A 17,876-nucleotide genomic window follows, 5' to 3' on the forward strand; every position below is an offset into this window, starting at 1 on the left:
GGCCATGAGCACCCACATCGCCGCAGAGCCAGGCCAGATCGCCCCCGTCGTCCTGTTCCCCGGGGATCCGCTGCGCGCGAAGTGGATCGCCGAGACGTTCCTCGACGACGCCGAGCTGTACTCGCAGACGCGCGGGATGCTGGGATTCACCGGCACGTGGGAGGGGCACCGCGTCTCTGTGCAGGGCTCGGGCATGGGGCAGCCGTCGATGGCGATCTATGCCAACGAGCTGTTCGACTCCTACGACGTGCAGACGATCGTCCGGGTGGGGTCGTGCGGTGCGCTGACAGAGCGCGTGAAGGTGCGCGACATCATCATCGCCAGCGGTGCGTCGACCGATTCCGGCATCAACCGCGTGCGCTTCCACGGACTCGACTACGCTCCCGTGGCCGACTTCGGACTGCTGCGCGCGGCGGTCGAGGCGAGCGAGGACGCCGAGCTCGAATCGATCGTGCACGTGGGACAGCTGTTCTCGAGCGACCAGTTCTACAGCACCCGCCCCGAGCTCATGGAGCCCTTCGTGCAGCACGGCATCCTGGGGGTCGAGATGGAAGCGGCCGGCCTGTACACGCTCGCGGCGTTCCACGGTCGGCGCGCCCTCGCGATCTGCACGGTGAGCGACCACATCGTCACCGGTGAGGAGACCACGGCGCAGGAGCGCGAGCAGACCTTCGGCGACATGATCCGCATCGCGCTGCGCGCCGCGACCGCCGCCTGATCAGCCTCGCAGGTCGGCATCCCCGCCGGATGGGATGATCGGAAGACCATGACTTCCTCCCCGCGGCTCGATCCCGCCATCGTCCAGGACGCCGCGGACCCGGACGCCGTCTACCTCGCGTTCGTCGAATGGGCGGAGAGCACGGGCATCAGCCTCTACCCCGCGCAGGACGAGGCGACCATCGAGATCGTCTCGGGCAGCAACCTGATCCTGTCTACCCCGACCGGCACCGGGAAGTCGCTCGTCGCGGTCGGCGCGCACTTCACCGCTCTCGCCGCAGGGCGCCGCAGCTACTACACGGCACCGATCAAGGCCCTCGTGAGCGAGAAGTTCTTCGCACTGGTCGACGTCTTCGGCGCCGAGAACGTCGGCATGGTCACGGGCGACTCCTCGGTCAACGCCGACGCTCCGATCATCTGCTGCACCGCCGAGATCCTCGCCAACCTCTCCCTGCGCCAGGGCACGGATGCCGATGTCGGGCAGGTCGTGATGGACGAGTTCCACTTCTACGCCGACCCCGACCGCGGATGGGCCTGGCAGGTGCCGCTGCTCGAGCTCCCGCAGGCGCAGTTCATCCTGATGTCGGCGACCCTGGGCGATGTCACCGAGCTCGCCGCCGACCTCACCCGTCGAACGGGTCGAGAGACCGCGACGGTCACCGGGGTCGAGCGCCCGGTGCCGCTGCACTTCTTCTACGAGACGACGCCCATCCACGAGACGATCGACGACCTGCTGAACACCGGACAAGCTCCGATCTACGTCGTGCACTTCTCGCAGGCCGCCGCGATGGAGCGTGCACAGGCGCTGTCGAGCACCAAAGTCGCCACCCGAGAGCAGCGCGACGAGATCGCAGCCCTGATCGCCGAGTTCCGCTTCACGACCGCGTTCGGCAAGACCCTTTCGCGGTTCCTGCGCGCGGGGATCGGTGTGCATCACGCCGGGATGCTGCCGAAGTATCGGCGACTGGTCGAGCAGCTCGCGCAGCGCGGTCTGCTGCGGGTGATCTGCGGCACCGACACGCTCGGCGTCGGCATCAACGTCCCGATCCGCACCGTCCTGCTCACCGCGCTCACCAAGTTCGACGGCACCCGGATGCGGCAGCTGAACGCCCGCGAGTTCCACCAGATCGCGGGGCGTGCCGGTCGCGCCGGGTATGACACCGCCGGCACGGTGGTCGCGCAGGCCCCGGAGCACGAGAGCGAGAACATCGCCGCGATCCGCAAGGCCGGCGACGACCCGAAGAAGAAGCGGAAGATCATCCGCAAGAAGGCACCGGACGGCTTCGTGTCGTGGGGAGAGCCCTCGTTCCGCAAACTCATCGATGCGGAACCGGCGACCCTGACCTCGCACATGCAGATCACCAGCGCGATGATGCTCAACGTCATCGCGCGCGGCGGCGACGTGTTCGGAAATATGCGCGCGCTCGTATACGACAACCACGAGTCGCGGGAACGCCGGCGCGAGCTCGCACTCCGCGCCATCGGGATCTACCGCACGCTCCGCGAATCCGGCATCGTCGAGCAGACGGCCGACGGGGAGATCCGGCTCACGGTGGACCTCCAGCCGAACTTCGCACTCAACCAGCCCTTGTCCCCCTTCGCCCTCGCCGCGTTCGAGCTGCTCGACCCCGATCCCGCCGCCGGCACGGGGACCGGTTCGTACGCGCTCGACATGATCTCGATCGTGGAGTCGACGCTCGACGACCCGCGCGCGGTCCTGAGCCAGCAGGAGTTCCTCGCCCGGGGCGAAGCGGTCGCCGCGATGAAGTCCGAGGGCATCGAGTACGAGGAGCGGATGGAGCTGCTCGAGCAGATCACCTACCCGAAGCCGCTCGACGAGCTCCTGGGAGCTGCGTTCGAGACCTTCAGCGCCGCTCAGCCGTGGATCAGGGACTTCGAACTGCACCCGAAGTCCGTCGTCCGCGACATGTACGAGAGGGCCATGTCGTTCGGGGAATATGTCGCCTACTACAAGATCGCGCGCTCGGAGGGTGTGGTGCTGCGCTACCTCTCCGACGCGTACCGCGCTGCCTCGCAGACCGTTCCGGAGGAGTTGAAGGACGAGGATCTGCGCGACCTCATCGAGTGGCTCGGCGAACTCGTCCGTCAGGTCGACTCCAGCCTGCTCGACGAGTGGGAGGAGTTGATCGCCGGCGTCGACAACGGACGCTTCGACCCGCACGCGCCCGACGAGCCGATCGTGCCGCCCGCACCGAAGCGGCTCACGAGCAACATCCGCGCTTTCCGCATCCTCGTGCGCAACGAGCTGTTCCGACGGGTGCAGCTGGCGGCACGGGAAGACATCGACGGCCTCGCCGAGCTCGACCCCGGTTTCGGCGCCGATGCGTGGTCGGACGCGCTGGACGGGTACTTCGCCGACCATGACGAGCTCCTCACCGGCGCGGATGCCCGCAGCTCGAAGCTGCTGATCCTCGACGAGGGCGCGACGGCGTGGACGGCACGGCAGATCCTCGACGACCCCGCCGGTGACCACGACTGGGCCATCACCGCGACGATCGACCTCGCCGCCTCCGACGAGGCAGGACAGGCCGTCGTGACCGTCACGGCGGTCGACCGGCTGTAGCGCCCTCGGCGTCAGGCCTGCATGACCGCGAGCACGTTGCCCGCCGGGTCGCGGAACCACGCGATGTCCGGGCCCTGACCGTTGCCGCGCACGATGCCGCGTGAATCCGAGGGGAACTCGTCGTCGCTGTAGATCTTGGTCTGCACGCCCCGTTCGATGAGCTCGTCCACCGCGGCGTCGACGTCCGACACCGGGAAGTTCAGGATCGTGAAGCTCGCCGGGGTGTGGTTCGGCTTCGCGTACACGAGGATCGACGCGCCGCTGGGCAGCCGCAGGTCGAGGAACCCCATCGCGTTGACCTCGACGTCGAGGCCGAGGGTCGTGCCGTAGAACTCTTTCGCCGCGTCGATGTCGTCGACGCTGAATCCGCTGAACGCGTTGTCCGCTGTGAAGGCCGCCATGCTTCCATGGTCCGCCCGAAGCTCTCGCTTGTCGAGGGGTTCCCCGGAGACGTGGCGAACCTCCGTCACGAGGCCGCACGCACGAGCCGCGCCACCAGATCGACGTACGCCACCCCGACGGCGGCGAACATCCGCGGCACCTGGGATGCGGCGGTCAGCCCCGGCATCGTGTTGACCTCGTTCAGCACCGGCCCCCGATCGGTGAGAAAGAAGTCCATGCGCGCGACCCCATCGCAACCGAGCGCATCGAACACGGCGATCGCGGCACGCTTGAGGGCGGCCGTCTGCGCCGCGTCGAGCGCTGCCGGAACCGTGAACCGTGCACTGCCGTCGTACTTGGTGGCCGTGTCGAACAACCCGGTCGCGTGGATCTCCAACGGCGGCGCCGCCCACCGCACACCGCCCTTCTCGCGCAGCACCGCGACGTCGATCTCCCGCCCCCGCACCACCTCCTCGACAAGGATCCGCCGATCGAAGCGCGCCGCCTCCCGCAGAGCCGAGAGCAGCTGCCCTTCCTCGGTCACCAGGCTCACGCCGTGGCTCGATCCGGCCGACACGGGCTTGACCACGACCTCCCCCTCGAACTCGACGTCGCCGATGTCCTCTGCCGCGACCAGCCGGCCCCGCGCGGTGCCGAGGCCCACGGCATCCGCCACCAGCTTGGTCGTCCACTTGTCCATGCCGATCGCCCCAGCCCGCAGCCCCGACCCCACCACGCGTACTCCGGCGAGCGCGCACAGCGCCGCCAGCGCACCGTCCTCCCCGAGCGCGCCGTGCACGGCGGGGAACACCACATCGGTGCGGGTGAGGAGCGGCAGGGCGAGGGCGAGCGACTCTGCGGGAGTCGCGCCGTTCGGACGCCCGTCGACCCGCCAGATCCCCTCGCGATCGATCGTCACGCTCGTGACCTCGTGATCGCCCATCCGCAGGGCGGCGGCGACCGCGGCCGCCGAGGCCAGCGAGACCTCGTGCTCGGAGTTCTGCCCTCCGCCGATGACCAGCACGTTCGTCGTCATGCCACGCTCCTCTGAACCCGTGTGCCGATGCCGGTGACGACCGTGTGCGGGATGCTCCCTGCCCAGCGCGCCCAGTCCTGCACGGCAGGAACCGCTCCCCCCTCCGGTCCGAACACGGTCGCCACCGCGCCGCGGGGGAAGGGCACCGACCCGGTGTCGACGACGATCTGGTCCATCGACACCCTCCCCACGATCCGGTGCCGCATCCCCCCGATCTCGACGCCCGCATCCGGCGCCAGCTCCCGAGGGATGCCGTCGGCGTACCCCACTCCCACGACGCTGAGGTGCGTCTCCCGGTCGGTAACGTGCGCACCGCCGTAGCCGACGGCGGTGCCCGGGGAGGCGAGCACGCTGTGCACGACAGGCGCCGTCCAGCGGGACGCCCCGGCCAGCACGGTCGTCTCCGACGGGTCGATGCCCACGAGGCCGGCGCCGATCCGCACCATGCCGAAGTGCGTCGCCGGATCGGTCAGCGCACCGGAGGTCGCTGCGAGGTGCACGAGCACCGGTCCGAAGCCGGCCCGCAGCACGGCGTCACGCCCCTGCCGCATGCGCAGCACCGCAGCCGCATTCGCCGCGGGATCCCCCTCGTCCGCGCGGGGCAGATGGCCCATCACCCCCACCACCTCGACCCTGCCGCGCCCGGAGCGGGCGAGGCGGAGCAGTTCCGGCCACTCGTCGAGCGGACTCCCACCCCTGGACATGCCCGTGTCGAGGTGCAGATGCACGCGCACCGGCTTTCCGGCATCGGCGATCAGCTGGCGCAGCTCCTCCGCGGAGCCGACCGCGATGTCGACTCGGTGCCTCGCGGCCTCCTCGGCATCCACTCCCGACGGGTTCAGCCACGACAGGACCGGCACCGAGAGCCCCGCCTCCCGGAGCGCGCGTGCCTCGCCGACGTCGGTCACCCCGAGCCATCCGGCCCCCGCGGCGACCGCGGCCGTGGCGACCGTGACCGCCCCGTGCCCGTAGCCGTCGGCCTTCACGACGGCCATGATGCGGGCGGCCGTGACCTCCCGCACTCGACGCACGTTCTCCGCGATACCCGTCGGCAGCGTGTACAGCGTGGGGGCGTGCAGCCGCGAGGAGGCGGCACGCTGCGGTACGAGAACGGCGGTCATCGGGTCATCCTCGGGTCGACGGTCGGATCGGCGAGCATCTCGGGGCATCCGTCGTCGACGGCCTCTGGACGCAGTTCGTAGTGCCACGGCTCGTTGGCGTAGATCTGGCACAGGCCGTAGCGCCATCCGCGTTGCGCGAGCCAGTCCAGCGCGGGCCACGGCCCCAGGTCGACCGCATCGCCCGTCACGTGCTCCGAGGTCTCCGGCGTCGCCACCCAGCGGCGGGCCTCGTCCTCCGACCCGTACTGCACGACCGCGTCCTGCAGCATCCGCTGCTGCAGCGCGGGAGAGCGCCATCCGCTGTTGACCCGGAACGTGATGCCGTCCGCATCGGCGTCGGATGCGGCGCGCTGCAACGCCTCCGACAGCCCGGGATCGAGGTTGCCGATCGCGACCCGGTCCACCTCGAACACGGTCGGCTTGTCGTCGTCGCGGATCACGCCGTCGGCCTCGCTCGGCGCCATGACCGAGCCGCTGAAGTCTCCGCCGTCGTGCCGCGGAGTGGGGGACGGCGACGGTCCGGTGTGGGTGGCGTCGGCGAATGCGACCGACAACGACTGCTGAAGAGCGAACGCGAGGATCACCACGGCGACCGCGGTGGCCAGGGTGACGACGACCCGGCGGCGACGGCGCGCTCGTGGGGGACGGGAGGTGGTGCGGGTGTTCATGCTCCCAGTGAAGAAGGGGCGCGGTTGCCAGGGCGTATGCGCTTTTCCATATGCTCCCGATACACCGCACTGCGTAGGATCGCAGCCATGCGTGTGCTGATCGTCGAGGACGAGCCCTACCTCGCCGAGGCGGTGCGCGACGGCCTGCGCCTGGAGGCGATCGCGGCCGACATCGCCGGCGACGGCGACACCGCGCTGGAGCTGCTGAGCATCAACTCCTACGACATCGCCGTGCTCGACCGCGATGTGCCCGGTCCCTCCGGCGACGACATCGCCCGGTGGATCGTGGCCTCGGGCAGCGGCATCCCGATCCTGATGCTGACCGCCGCCGACCGCCTCGACGACAAGGCGACGGGCTTCGAGATCGGAGCCGACGACTACCTCACGAAGCCCTTCGAACTGCGAGAGCTCGTGCTGCGCCTGCGTGCCCTCGATCGACGACGCCAGCGCGCCCGTCCCCCGGTGCTGGAGGTCGCGGGGCTGCGTCTGGATCCGTTCCGCCGCGAGGTGTACCGCGACGACAGGTACGTCGCGCTCACCCGCAAGCAGTTCGCCGTGCTCGAGGTGCTCGTCGACGCGGGCGGCGGGGTCGTCAGCGCCGAGGAACTGCTCGAACGCGCCTGGGACGAGAACGCCGACCCGTTCACGAACGCCGTGCGCATCACGGTCTCCTCGCTGCGCAAGCGCCTGGGCGAGCCGTGGCTGATCCTCACGGTGCCGGGTGTCGGGTATCGGATCGGGACGGATGCGGATGCCTAGGCGCCGCGGGATGAGCGCCCGCCTCAAGCTCACCCTCAGCTATGCGGGGATCGTCGTGGTCTCGGGACTGCTGCTGCTCGCCGCAGTGGCGCTGTACCTGCTGCGGTACGTCCCTGACGTGCAGATCCCGGTGCTCACCGACCTCCGCGTGCCGAACCGCTCCGACCTGATCCGCGCCTTCGTGCCGGTCGCCGCGACGGTCATGGTCGTCCTCCTGGCGCTGGGCCTCGGCGGGGGCTGGCTGCTCGCCGGACGGATGCTGGCGCCGCTCGAGCGCATCGGCGACGCGGCTCGGCTCGCGGCGCAGGGCTCGCTGTCGCACCGGGTGAGTCTGCCCGGTCGCCGTGACGAGTTCCGCGACCTCGCCGACGTCTTCGACGCGATGCTCGAGCAGCTCGAGGCGCATGTGGCCGAGCAGCAGCGCTTCGCCGCCAACGCCTCGCACGAGCTGAGGACGCCCCTCGCGATCTCGCAGACTCTGCTCGAAGTCGCGCGCGACGATCCCGACCGCGATGTCGATGCGCTGATCTCCCGCCTCCGAGAGGTCAACACGCGCGCGATCGATCTGACCGAGGCCCTGCTGCTGCTCAGCCGCGCGGATCGCCGAGCGTTCACCCGCGAGATCGTCGACCTCTCGCTTCTCGCGGAGGAGGCGGTCGAGGCGCTGGTGCCGCTCGCGGATCGCCGAGGTGTGGCCGTGGAGGTGGGCGGCGCTCCCGCTCCGGTGCTCGGCTCGGCGGCCCTGCTGCCGCAGCTGGTCACGAACCTCGTGCTCAACGCGATCGTGCACAACCTGTCGTTCGGCGGCTCCGTCGCGGTGCGCACGCATGCGATGCCGCACGCCGTCGCACTCGTGGTCGAGAACACGGGCGAGGTGCTTCCGGCCCACCGTGTGGCGACGCTGGTGGAGCCGTTCCAGCGCGGGGCCGAGCGCACCCGCAGCGACGATCACGCCGGTGCCGGTCTCGGCCTCGCGATCGTCGACCGCATCACGCAGGCGCACGGCGGCACGCTGGTGCTCACCCCGCGCACGGACGGAGGCCTGATCGTGACGGTCTGGCTGCCGCACCCCTACCCCGCGCCCCTCGGCTGACGCGCCCGCCTTCTCCTGACGCGCCCGCGGGTGCACGGATGTCGGACGGATTCACGGATGTCGGACCGGAACGCGGTTTCCGGTCCGACATCCGTCCGCTCGTCCGACGGATGGACGGGTGGACGGATGGACGGAGGCGGGGGGTCAGGCCACGCGAGGATCGCGCGTCGCGGCCAGCTCGCGGCCGAAGGTCCGGGCGTCGGCCTCGGCGTTCTCCTTGAGCTCGCGGGCGGTGTCGGCGAACGCGTCGAGGGCCGGATTCACCCCGACCAGGGTGAACGGACGCTGCACGACACGGAGGTCGAGGCCCCAGACGTCTTCGAGCACGCGGCGCAGCCAGCCGGTCGAGTGGTCCCAGCCCTCCTTGGGCGAGCCGGGAGCGTAGTTGCCGCCGAGGACCGTGACGAGCGTCGCTGGCTTGCCGTTGAGCGCCGTGCCGGTCGGGTCGATACGGGAGTCGATGTACGCCAGGTCGAACCAGGTCTTGAAGTGCTGCGAGACGCCGTAGTTGTACAGCGGCACGGCGAAGAGCAGCGCGTCGGCGCCGATCAACTCATCGGCGAACGAGGTCGCGAGCGCGCGGGCCTCGTTCTGCGCGGGGGTGCGCTGGGCCTCGTCGACGAATCCGCCAGTGACGGCATCCGCCCACGCTGTCGCCGGCACCGGTTCGCTGGCCAGGTCGCGGCGGAGCACGGTCGAGTCGGGGTGGGACGCGGTCCACTCGGCCTCGACGATGTCGGCGAGCGCGCGGCTGGCGGACGACGCGGGAAGGATGCTGGCATCCAGGCGGAACAGGGACATGGGCCTACCTCTCATTTTCGTAGTCACTAGCTTTTTATTAGCGACACTGGTTAACGTAGCACGGGTAGGATGTGTGCATGGCCGAGGTCGAGGAAGAGCGTCAGGTGTGCGACGCCGCCGTCACACTGGCCTTCAGCGTGCTCGGAAAACGGTGGAACGGCATGATCGTTTCGTCGCTCGGAGGCGGGCCCTCGACCTTCGTCGCCCTCCGCCGCGCCGTCGCCGGCATCAGCGACACCGTGCTGTCCGACCGGCTGGCGGAACTCGCCGACGCCGGGCTCGTGGCGCGCACGGTCGACCCCGGCCCGCCGGTCACCGTGTCGTATGCGCTCACCCCGAGCGGCACCGGCCTCCTGCCGATCCTCGACCAGCTGGGGCAGTGGGCCTCGACGAACCTCGCCGCCCGCGCGCACTGACGCGTCGCCCGAGGTTCGCGTCACGCCATCCGCGACCGCGCCGCGCTTCGTCGTCCGTTTGTCGGGAGTTCGCCCGGATGCAGGACGGGAAACCGCGTTCCCGCCCGACATCCGTGAATCCTCCCGACAGGTGACCGGCGTGACGCGACCCGGCGCTGCGACCGGGGCCCGCACCCGCCCGCGCGTGTCACCAGGGGCTGGGCTCGTAGTCCTTCAGGAACACGCCGTGGATGTCTTCGCCGGCCTCGCCGCGCACGATCGGGTCGTACACGCGGGCGGCGCCATCGACGAGGTCGAGCGGCGCGTGGAAGCCCTCTTCGGCCAGGCGCACCTTCGTGTAGTGCGGACGCTCGTCCGTGATCCAGCCGGTGTCGACGGCGGTCATCAGGATGCCGTCCTTCTCGAGCATCTCACCCGCGCTCGTCCGGGTCAGCATGTTGAGAGCAGCCTTGGCCATATTCGTGTGCGGGTGGCCCGGCCCCTTGTAGCGGCGAGAGAACTGCCCCTCCATCGCCGACACGTTCACGACGTACTTCCGGTGCGACGACGACGCGGCCATCGAGGCCCGCAGCCGGCTGATCAGCAGGAACGGCGCGGTCGTGTTGGCGAGCTGCACCTCGAGCATCTCGAGCGGATCGACCTGCTCGATCGACTGCACCCAGCTGTTGACGCGGTTCACGTCGGGCACGAGGCCGCCCGCATCGATGGCGGTGCCGTCGGCGTGCTTCTCGAGCGACGAGGATCCGGGGGCCATGGCGAGCCTGGCGAGGTCTTCGGCCGTCAGCGCCTGGCCGCCCTGCTCGGCGACCGTGCCGCCGAGGGCCGCGACCGAGAGCAGCGGATGGGCGTCGACGGATGCCTGCAGCGCCTGCGGGTGCGGGTCTGCGGTGTGCCCGAACGTCTCCATCTCGGGCAGAGGTCCGTCGGGGAGCGGCTGCAGCTCGGCATCTGCGAGCAGCGAGTATGCACCGGGCGAGCGCCGGACGGTCTGGGCTGCATTGTTGATGAGGATGTCGAGCGGACCCTGAGCCGCGACCGAGTCGGCGAGGCCGATCACCTGGGCCGGGTCGCGCAGGTCGATGCCGACGACGCGGAGCCTGTGCAGCCAGTCGGACGAGTCGGGCAGGGCAGAGAACCGGCGGACGGCATCGCGGGGGAAGCGCGTCGTGATCGTGGTGTGCGCGCCGTCGCGGAGCAGCCGCAGCGCGATGTGCATGCCGATCTTCGCGCGGCCGCCCGTGAGCAGGGCGCGCTTGCCGGTGAGGTCGGTCCGAGCATTGCGCTTGCCGTGGCTGAAGCGGGCGCAGTCAGGGCAGAGCTGGTGGTAGAAGGCGTCGACCTGCGTGTACGGCTGCTTGCAGATGTAGCAGTTGCGCGGCTTGAGCAGCTCGCCCGCGATCGGGGCGTCCACCACGCTGGTCGCGAGATCGTTGCCTCGGGTCTCGTCGTCGATGCGGTCTGGCGCCCCGGTGGCGGTGCGGGCGACCACGGCCTTGTCGGCTTCGGCGATCGCGTCGCGGATCTCCTTGCGGCGCACGCGCTTGACGGCCTTGAACATCGCGGCGGTCGCGTGGCGCACGGCGACGAAGTCCGGATGCTCGTTGTCGATCTCATGCAGCTCGGACAGCACGCGCAGGGTCGTGGCGAGGTCGTCGGGGTCGATGCCCGGTCCGAGTTCGGGTGCAGCGTCGGAGGGGGCGTCGGTCATTGTGCCGATTTTACGCGAGTGTCCTGGGCATATGCCCCTCCCTCCCCTCCCGAGCATCCGTCCCGCCGCCGAGTGCACGGCTTGTCGCCGAGCGCACGGCGTACCGACGCACGGAAGCCGTGCACTCGGCGCGAACCCGTGCACTCAGCGAAACGGACGCAACGGCGCGAACCCGTGCACTCAGCGAATCAACAGCGGCGCGGAGTCAGACCAGAGCGTGCTGGCGACGGAGCGCGGTGAGCACCGTGCCGTTCACGCCCGCCCACTCCCCGAGCGTCGCGGGCACGATGGGCGGAACCCGGTGGAACGAGGCGCGCGCACCCACGTACCGCGCCGCGAGCGTCACGAGCTCGTGCGGCGCCTGGGCGAGCCCGCCGCCGATCACGATGCACCCAGGGTCGACGAGGGCGCAGAGGGTGAGGATCGCCTCGGCGAGCGCCGACGACGCGCGCTCGACGATCGCCTTGGCCGCGGCATCCCCGGCACTGCTGGCCGCGAGCAGCTTCTCCGGGCCGCCAGCACCCCCGGCCTCCGCCCAGGCTCTGCGCAGAGCGGGGGCGCCGATGATGGTCTCGAGGCAGCCACGCCGTCCGCAGGAGCAGACGTGGCCGTCGGGCTCGATCGTGATGTGGCCGAGTTCCCCGGCGGAGCCGTGCGCCCCGGGCACGACGCGTCCGTGCGCGACGTGCGCCCCCGCGATCCCGGTGCCGAGTGCGAGCACGAACACATCGTCGATACCGGCGCCCGCACCCCACGAGGCCTCAGCGACGGCCGCGGCGTGACCGTCGTTGATCACGTCGACGGGGACGCCGAGTGCGGCGCTGAGCTGTGCGCCGAGCGGACGGCCGTCGAGCGAGGGGATGTTGGTCGAGCGCACGACGACACCCTCCGCCTCGTCCACGAGCCCCGGGATCGACAGCACCACGCGCTCCAGGTCGGCGTCGCCGCGGAGGGAGTCGACGATGGCGGACAGCCCCTCGACGGGCGCGGCCTTGGGCGTCGAGTGTCGGCCGCGGGCGAGCGGTGTCGGCGGAGCGTCCATCGACGCCAGCGCGGGGGCGAGCAGGTGCTTCACGCTCGATCCGCCGACGTCGAGCCCCAGGACGACGGGTCCCGCGTGGCGCACACCCCTGCTCGTTCGGCTCGGTCCTTCCGCGGTCACTTCGTCATCACCAGTGCGGCCGCACGGGCCTCCCGCCGCAGCGCCTGCTTGTCCGGGTCGGGCACGGGGACCGACGCCAGCAGGCGTCGACTGTAGGGGTGCTGCGGCGCGAGGAGCACGTCATCCGCGGACCCCGTCTCGACGATCTCGCCCTTCAGCATCACGGCGACCCGGTCGGAGATCTCGTGCACGACCGCGAGGTCGTGACTGATGAACAGACAGGCGAAGTGCATCTTCTCCTGCAGGGTGCGCAGCACTTCGAGCACGGCCGCCTGCACCGACACGTCGAGCGCCGAGGTCGGCTCGTCGGCGATGATCAGCTCCGGCTCCAGCGCGATCGCCCTGGCGAGGCCGATGCGCTGGCGCTGGCCCCCCGAGAGCTCGTGCGGGTAGCGGGAGGCGTAGTTCGTCGGCAGTTCCACGGCGTCCAGCAGCTCGGCCACCCTGGTCCGACGCCCGGCCGCGGTGGTCGGGACGCGTCGACGCTGCACGAGCAGAGGCTCGGCGATCGCCTCACCCACGGTCATGCGGGGGTCGAGGCTGGAGCCGGGGTCCTGGAAGATCGCTCCGACACGTCCGCGCAGCGCGCGCTCGCGGCGCCCGGAGACTCCCCCGCGTCCGACCTTCTCGCCGAAGAGGGTGATCGAACCGCTCGACAGCGGCAGCAGACCGAGCGCCGCACGCCCGAGAGTCGACTTGCCTGACCCGGATTCGCCGACCAGCCCGACGATCTCGCCCGGTGCGATCGCGAGGCTCACCCCGTCGAGCGCGAGGAACGGACGCCCACCGCGGCGGTAGGTCACACTCGCGGCATCGAGCTCGAGCACGGCGGCCGGCACCTCGGTCTCGGGCTCCCGCTCGATCACGGTCGCGATGTCGGGCAGCGACGGCACGGCGCTGAGCAGCTTCTTGGTGTAGGCCTCACGGGGTGCGGTGAGCACGGTACGGGTGTCGCCCACCTCGACCATGGTGCCGCGGAACATCACGGCGACCCGGTCGGCGATGTCGGCGACCACGCCCATGTTGTGCGTGACCAGCAGGAACGCGGTGCCCGACTCCGCGGCGAGCCGCCGGATGAGGTCGAGGATCTCGGCCTGCACCGTGACGTCGAGCGCGGTGGTCGGCTCGTCGGCGATGATCAGCTGCGGCTCGCACGCGAGGGCGATCGCGATGACCACGCGCTGGCGCTGCCCGCCCGACAGCTCGTGCGGATAGCTCTTCGCCCGACGCACAGGCTCGGGGATGCCCACGCGCTGGAGCATCTCGACCGCGCGCTTCCAGGCCTCCGCCTTCGAGATGTCGCGGTGGTTGAGGATCGCCTCAGTGATCTGGTCGCCGATCCGCATGCTCGGGTTGAGCGCGGTCATCGGCTCCTGGAACACCATCGAGATCTCGGCGCCGCGCACGGCGTTCATGTCGGCTTCCGCGAGCGGGAGGAGTTCGCGTCCGGCGAGGGAGATCGACCCGGTGACCGTCGCCGTCCGCGGCAGCAGTTTGAGGATGGCCATGGCCGTGACCGACTTGCCGGAGCCCGACTCGCCGACCAGCGCCAGCACCTCTCCCGGACGCACCTCGAGGTCGATGCCCTTGACGGCCTCGACGGATCCGTCTTCGGTGCGGAACGTGACCTTCAGGTCGGTCACCGACAGCAGTGCGTCGCTCATGCGGCACGCCCCTTCACGTCGAAGAAGTCGCGGAGTCCGTCGCCGATGCTGTTGAAGGCGCACACCGTCAGCACGATGCAGAATCCGGCGGGGAAGATCAGCCACCAGGCGCCCGCGTACGTGTAGGTGATGCCGCTGGTGAGCATGGCGCCCCAGTCGGTGGCCGGCTTCTGCAGCCCCATGCCGAGGAACGAGATGTAGGCGACGAGGAGGATCGCGTCTGCCACCTGGAAGGTGGCGTTCACGACGATCGTGCCGACCGTGTTCGGGACGATGTGCTTCAGCACGGCGCGCGAGTGCGTGCCGCCCATGGCCCGCAGCGCCAGCACGTACTCGCGCGACTTCAGCGAGATCGACTCGGCACGCACGAGACGGGCGGGCACGAGCCACGAGACCAGGCCGATGACGCAGATCATGAGCGGGACGCTCGGGCGCAGGATCGCGGAGAGGATCAGCAGCAGGAAGGTCGCGGGGATCGCGATGCCCGCGTCGACCACACGCATCATCACGGTGTCGACGGCACCGCCCACGTAGCCGGCGATCGCGCCCCACAGCGTGCCGATGACGGTGGCGAGGATACCGGCGGCGAGGCCGATCAGGATCGAGATCTGACCGCCGACCATGAGCCGGCCGAGCACGTCGTAGCCGACGTCGTCCGTGCCCAGCGGATGCCCGGGGCTGCCGGGCGGCAGCATCGTGCTGCGCAGGTCGGTGTGGACCTGATCCGTCGGGTGGATCAGCGGCCCCAGGAAGCAGAAGAGCAGGAACAGGACGATGGTCACGATGCCGAACACCGCGAGTTTGTTCTGCAGGAAGCGGCGCATGCCGCGCTGACGCGGGGTCAGCGTGCGCATCACGATGGTGGTCGTGCTCACGAGAGCTCCTCTCGGGTGCGCGGATCGAGCAGCGCCTGGATGATGTCGGCGAGAAGCGATCCGATGACCGTCGCGAGCGCGATCACCAGGATGCAGCCGATCAGCACGGGGTAGTCGGAGGTCTGGGCCGAGGTCCAGAACAGCAGCCCCATGCCGGGGTAGTTGAAGAGCGATTCGACGACGATCATGCCGCCGAACATGACCGGCAGGTAGTAGCCGAGCATGGCGATCACGGGAGTCAGGGAGTTGCGCACCACGTGGCGGGTGATCACGACGGGCACCGAGGTGCCCTTGGCCCTGGCGGTGCGGACGTAGTCCTCGGACAGGTTGTCGATCGTCGCCGACCGCATGTATCGCGAGAAGGTCGCGATGATGCCGAGCGCCGCGGTGAGCACCGGGAGCACGAGGCCCGCCGGGTTCGAGAGCACGTCGCCGACCGTCTCGCCCTGCGGCGCCTGGGCCGGTACGAGCCGCAGCCACTGCGCGAACACGATCACGAGGATGAGCCCGAGGAAGAACGACGGCGTCGAGTAGACGATGAAGTTCCAGGTGGTCAGCGCGTAGTCGGCCGCCTTGCCGCGGCGCACGGCCTGGAAGATGCCCATCGGGATCGCGATGATCAGCGCGAACAGCATGGAGATCAGCGCGAGGATCAGCGTCTTCGGAAGCCGCTGCCCGATCGCGTCGGCCACCGGCCTGTTCAGCTTGAAGGAGTCCCCGAGGTCACCCTGCACGAGCTGGGCGAGGAAGTGGAAGTACTGCTGCCACAGGGGCAGATCGAAGCCGTTCTCCTTGTTGAAGGCGTCGATCTGCTCCTGCGAGGCCTGCATGCCGAGGATGCCGGCGGCCGGCCCCTGCGGCATCGCGAGGTGGAGCAGCGCGAACACGATCAGCGTCACGATGAGGATGACGATCCCGCCCTGGCCGACCCGTCGCAACAGGTACCACCAGAACCGCGGGCCGCCGGCCCTCTCCTTCTTCTGCTGCGCGTTCTGCGCTGCTTCCACCACGCTCATGTCACCTGCTCGTTACTTGGTCCAGGACCAACGCTGCGGAAGGAACGACGCGCCCGGGTCCTGGTGGGCGATGTCGAGTCCGTCACGGACGACGGAGACCTGGTACACCGGGTTCGGCATCCACATGACCGGGAGGTCGGTCGCGAGGTACTCGGAGTACTTCTTCGCGATCTCCGGGTCGGTCGAGAAGGCCATCGCCTGGACGAGTTCCTCGGCCTCGGGGTTGTCGTACTGTCCCGCGTTCCACTTGGTGTCCTTCGCGAAGACGCGCTCACCGGTGGCGTAGGGCGGGAAGTACCAGCTGCCCGCGGTGCCGAAGAAGACGAGCTCCCACGTGCAGGAGCTGCCGGTCTTGCACTCCTGTGCCTGCGTGAGGACGGTGTCCAGCGGCTTGGAGTCGATCGTCATCTTGACGCCGATCTTGCCCAGCGACGACTGGATCTCGGCCATCATGTTGTCGGTCTCCTGCGAGCCGTTCTGCGTGGTGACGACGATCTCCGCCTTGTCACCCGCGGCGATGCCCTCACCGCACTGGCCCTCGGCCGCACCGGCTTCGGCGCACTCGAGCGTGCCGTCGGAGCCCTTGACCCAGCCGTTGTCCGTGAAGAGCTTCTCGGCCTTCTTCAGGTCGAACGGGTAGGGGTTGTCCTTCTGCACGTCGGACAGCCCGTTGGAGTCGGCCGTCTGCGGGATGGGACCGTAGTCGGGCGTCGCGGCGCCATGCCAGACGACCTCGGAGATGGTCTCCTGGTCGATGGCGTGCTGCAGCGCCTGGCGCACGTAGAGCTGCTTGTAGAAGGAGCCCTTCTCGGGGTTGGCGAAGTTGTACGGCATGTACGTGATCGACCAGCCGGCCCACGGCTCGATGCTGTAGCCGAGGTCGGTGAACTGCTTCTCGTTCGTGAGCTGCGAGCTCGTGACGTAGCCGTAGTCGACGTCACCCGAACGCACGACGTTCATCTCGGCGTCGGCCGAGGTGAAGGGCAGGAACTCGACGTTCTCGATGCTCGGCTTGTCCTCGCCGGTGTACTCCTTGTTGGCGGTGAGCTCCACGAGACCCGAGTCCGACCAGCTCTTGACCGTGTACGGACCGGCGACGGTCTTCCACAGGTCGTTGGTGGCGTAGGTCTTCATGTCCTCGGCCTCGGAGAAGAGGTAGTCGAGCACGGCGGCTGCGCCCTCGGCGTCGCGGTCGTGGTCGCCGATCTCGCCGTCCGCGCTGGTCTTGTCCCAGACGTGCTGCGGCATCGGGTACATCAGGCTGAGCTGGTTGCCGAGGAGGAACTCCTCGTTGTAGACCTTGTCCATCGTCAGCGAGAACGTCTTGTCGTCGATGGTCGTGAACTCGGTGATGTTGTCCGGCATCAGGCCGGCGGAGTAGCCGCCCGTCTTCTCGCCGTTGAAGCGCACCAGGTTGTACCAGAACTCCACGTCGCGCGAGGTGACGGGCTCGCCGTCCGACCAGTCGAGGTCGTTCAGCGTGATCGTGATCGTCTTGCGGTCGTCGGAGAACTCGTAGGACTTCGCGGCCGAGGCCAGCTCGTCCCAGCCCATCTCGCCGTCGACGCCGTTGTACTCGAACAGGCGCGGCCACATCGTCGCCTTGATGGCGCTGTTGTGCGTCGCCATCTTGTCGGGCGACGAGATCGGCAGGATCCAGTTGGGTCCGGTGCCCACCTGAAGGGCGAAGCTGACCGTGTCCTTCTCGCCTGCCCCACTGTCTCCCGAGGTGCCGGCCTGGCACGCGGTGAGGGCGAGCGTCGCGACGGCGAGCGCACCCAGGGGGGCGAGCAACCGGCGGCGCAGCGACTGAGATCGCATGTAAACCTCCTTGTTCAACGCCCCGTCACCCGAAGCGTTCGTCCAATTTGTGAC

Annotated in this window: 16 protein-coding genes; 5 read left to right on the plus strand and 11 right to left on the minus strand. The window is 69.6% G+C overall.

All coding sequences use genetic code 11. The features are described 5' to 3' along the window. The first annotated feature begins 4 nt into the window (after positions 1 to 4). The gene (gene deoD / locus AB0E56_RS00980) at positions 5 to 718 is read left to right on the plus strand and encodes a purine-nucleoside phosphorylase (RefSeq protein WP_359796247.1); all 714 of its coding nucleotides are present in this window, start codon (positions 5 to 7) and stop codon (positions 716 to 718) included. A 48-nt stretch (positions 719 to 766) separates the two neighbouring features. After that, the gene (locus AB0E56_RS00985; protein ID WP_359796248.1) at positions 767 to 3,301 is read left to right on the plus strand and encodes a DUF3516 domain-containing protein; all 2,535 of its coding nucleotides are present in this window, start codon (positions 767 to 769) and stop codon (positions 3,299 to 3,301) included. 11 nt (positions 3,302 to 3,312) lie between these two features. Here AB0E56_RS00985 and AB0E56_RS00990 read toward each other — a convergent pair whose 3' ends face one another. From AB0E56_RS00990 to AB0E56_RS01005, 4 genes are all read right to left on the minus strand, one after another. After that, positions 3,313 to 3,702 (minus strand): VOC family protein, encoded by a 390-nt coding sequence (locus tag AB0E56_RS00990; RefSeq protein ID WP_359796249.1) that lies wholly within the window; start codon positions 3,700 to 3,702, stop codon positions 3,313 to 3,315. A gap of 65 nt (positions 3,703 to 3,767) precedes the next feature. Continuing rightward, complete coding sequence (locus tag AB0E56_RS00995; protein WP_359796250.1) at positions 3,768 to 4,718, minus strand: D-alanine--D-alanine ligase; 951 nt, start codon at positions 4,716 to 4,718, stop codon at positions 3,768 to 3,770. Next, positions 4,715 to 5,839 carry an alanine racemase gene (gene alr / locus AB0E56_RS01000; RefSeq protein ID WP_359796251.1) on the minus strand — a complete coding sequence of 375 codons (1,125 nt, stop codon included), beginning with the start codon at positions 5,837 to 5,839 and terminating at the stop codon, positions 4,715 to 4,717. Before alr ends, AB0E56_RS00995 begins: the two co-directional genes overlap by 4 nt. Then, positions 5,836 to 6,507, minus strand: coding sequence for a M15 family metallopeptidase (locus AB0E56_RS01005; protein ID WP_359796252.1), 672 nt, complete (start codon positions 6,505 to 6,507; stop codon positions 5,836 to 5,838). Before AB0E56_RS01005 ends, alr begins: the two co-directional genes overlap by 4 nt. Positions 6,508 to 6,594: 87 nt before the next feature. On the opposite strand from AB0E56_RS01005, the gene AB0E56_RS01010 reads away from it, so the two are divergent. Together AB0E56_RS01010 and AB0E56_RS01015 are read left to right on the plus strand one after the other, a co-directional pair. Continuing rightward, the gene (locus tag AB0E56_RS01010; RefSeq protein WP_359796253.1) at positions 6,595 to 7,266 is read left to right on the plus strand and encodes a response regulator transcription factor; all 672 of its coding nucleotides are present in this window, start codon (positions 6,595 to 6,597) and stop codon (positions 7,264 to 7,266) included. A gap of 10 nt (positions 7,267 to 7,276) precedes the next feature. Then, positions 7,277 to 8,359 carry a HAMP domain-containing sensor histidine kinase gene (locus AB0E56_RS01015; RefSeq protein ID WP_359796254.1) on the plus strand — a complete coding sequence of 361 codons (1,083 nt, stop codon included), beginning with the start codon at positions 7,277 to 7,279 and terminating at the stop codon, positions 8,357 to 8,359. 144 nt (positions 8,360 to 8,503) lie between these two features. On the opposite strand, the gene AB0E56_RS01020 is transcribed toward AB0E56_RS01015, so the two are convergent. Continuing rightward, positions 8,504 to 9,160: an NAD(P)H-dependent oxidoreductase gene (locus AB0E56_RS01020; protein ID WP_359796255.1), complete on the minus strand. Its 657-nt coding sequence runs from the start codon at positions 9,158 to 9,160 to the stop codon at positions 8,504 to 8,506. A gap of 77 nt (positions 9,161 to 9,237) precedes the next feature. On the opposite strand from AB0E56_RS01020, the gene AB0E56_RS01025 reads away from it, so the two are divergent. Further along, on the plus strand, positions 9,238 to 9,576 hold the full coding sequence (locus AB0E56_RS01025) for a helix-turn-helix domain-containing protein (protein ID WP_359796256.1): 339 nt from the start codon (positions 9,238 to 9,240) through the stop codon (positions 9,574 to 9,576). 187 nt (positions 9,577 to 9,763) lie between these two features. Here AB0E56_RS01025 and AB0E56_RS01030 read toward each other — a convergent pair whose 3' ends face one another. From AB0E56_RS01030 to AB0E56_RS01055, 6 genes are all read right to left on the minus strand, one after another. Beyond that, positions 9,764 to 11,284, minus strand: a complete 1,521-nt coding sequence (locus AB0E56_RS01030; RefSeq protein WP_359796257.1) for an SDR family NAD(P)-dependent oxidoreductase — start codon at positions 11,282 to 11,284, stop codon at positions 9,764 to 9,766. A 205-nt stretch (positions 11,285 to 11,489) separates the two neighbouring features. Continuing rightward, complete coding sequence (locus tag AB0E56_RS01035) at positions 11,490 to 12,410, minus strand: ROK family protein (RefSeq protein WP_359796258.1); 921 nt, start codon at positions 12,408 to 12,410, stop codon at positions 11,490 to 11,492. A 32-nt stretch (positions 12,411 to 12,442) separates the two neighbouring features. After that, positions 12,443 to 14,110 (minus strand): ABC transporter ATP-binding protein, encoded by a 1,668-nt coding sequence (locus AB0E56_RS01040; protein WP_359796259.1) that lies wholly within the window; start codon positions 14,108 to 14,110, stop codon positions 12,443 to 12,445. Then, complete coding sequence (locus tag AB0E56_RS01045) at positions 14,107 to 14,985, minus strand: ABC transporter permease (protein WP_359796260.1); 879 nt, start codon at positions 14,983 to 14,985, stop codon at positions 14,107 to 14,109. The genes AB0E56_RS01040 and AB0E56_RS01045 overlap by 4 nt, the downstream gene beginning before the upstream one ends. Next, complete coding sequence (locus tag AB0E56_RS01050) at positions 14,982 to 16,001, minus strand: ABC transporter permease (protein WP_359796261.1); 1,020 nt, start codon at positions 15,999 to 16,001, stop codon at positions 14,982 to 14,984. The genes AB0E56_RS01045 and AB0E56_RS01050 overlap by 4 nt, the downstream gene beginning before the upstream one ends. A gap of 12 nt (positions 16,002 to 16,013) precedes the next feature. Then, positions 16,014 to 17,822 carry a peptide ABC transporter substrate-binding protein gene (locus tag AB0E56_RS01055; protein ID WP_359796262.1) on the minus strand — a complete coding sequence of 603 codons (1,809 nt, stop codon included), beginning with the start codon at positions 17,820 to 17,822 and terminating at the stop codon, positions 16,014 to 16,016. Between the last annotated feature and the right edge of the window lie 54 nt (positions 17,823 to 17,876).

It is taken from the genome of Microbacterium sp. NPDC028030 (assembly GCF_040637855.1).
Classification (GTDB): Bacteria; Actinomycetota; Actinomycetes; order Actinomycetales; family Microbacteriaceae; genus Microbacterium.

Excerpts from the sequence above, each read along its gene's own strand:
- deoD (WP_359796247.1), top strand. The coding sequence starts at position 5 with ATGAGCACCCACATCGCCGCAGAGCCAGGCCAGATCGCCCCCGTCGTC.
- AB0E56_RS00985 (WP_359796248.1), top strand. The coding sequence starts at position 767 with ATGACTTCCTCCCCGCGGCTCGATCCCGCCATCGTCCAGGACGCCGCG.
- AB0E56_RS00990 (WP_359796249.1), bottom strand. The coding sequence starts at position 3,702 with ATGGCGGCCTTCACAGCGGACAACGCGTTCAGCGGATTCAGCGTCGAC.
- AB0E56_RS00995 (WP_359796250.1), bottom strand. The coding sequence starts at position 4,718 with ATGACGACGAACGTGCTGGTCATCGGCGGAGGGCAGAACTCCGAGCAC.
- alr (WP_359796251.1), bottom strand. The coding sequence starts at position 5,839 with ATGACCGCCGTTCTCGTACCGCAGCGTGCCGCCTCCTCGCGGCTGCAC.
- AB0E56_RS01005 (WP_359796252.1), bottom strand. The coding sequence starts at position 6,507 with ATGAACACCCGCACCACCTCCCGTCCCCCACGAGCGCGCCGTCGCCGC.
- AB0E56_RS01010 (WP_359796253.1), top strand. The coding sequence starts at position 6,595 with ATGCGTGTGCTGATCGTCGAGGACGAGCCCTACCTCGCCGAGGCGGTG.
- AB0E56_RS01015 (WP_359796254.1), top strand. The coding sequence starts at position 7,277 with ATGAGCGCCCGCCTCAAGCTCACCCTCAGCTATGCGGGGATCGTCGTG.
- AB0E56_RS01020 (WP_359796255.1), bottom strand. The coding sequence starts at position 9,160 with ATGTCCCTGTTCCGCCTGGATGCCAGCATCCTTCCCGCGTCGTCCGCC.
- AB0E56_RS01025 (WP_359796256.1), top strand. The coding sequence starts at position 9,238 with ATGGCCGAGGTCGAGGAAGAGCGTCAGGTGTGCGACGCCGCCGTCACA.
- AB0E56_RS01030 (WP_359796257.1), bottom strand. The coding sequence starts at position 11,284 with ATGACCGACGCCCCCTCCGACGCTGCACCCGAACTCGGACCGGGCATC.
- AB0E56_RS01040 (WP_359796259.1), bottom strand. The coding sequence starts at position 14,110 with ATGAGCGACGCACTGCTGTCGGTGACCGACCTGAAGGTCACGTTCCGC.
- AB0E56_RS01050 (WP_359796261.1), bottom strand. The coding sequence starts at position 16,001 with ATGAGCGTGGTGGAAGCAGCGCAGAACGCGCAGCAGAAGAAGGAGAGG.
- AB0E56_RS01055 (WP_359796262.1), bottom strand. The coding sequence starts at position 17,822 with ATGCGATCTCAGTCGCTGCGCCGCCGGTTGCTCGCCCCCCTGGGTGCG.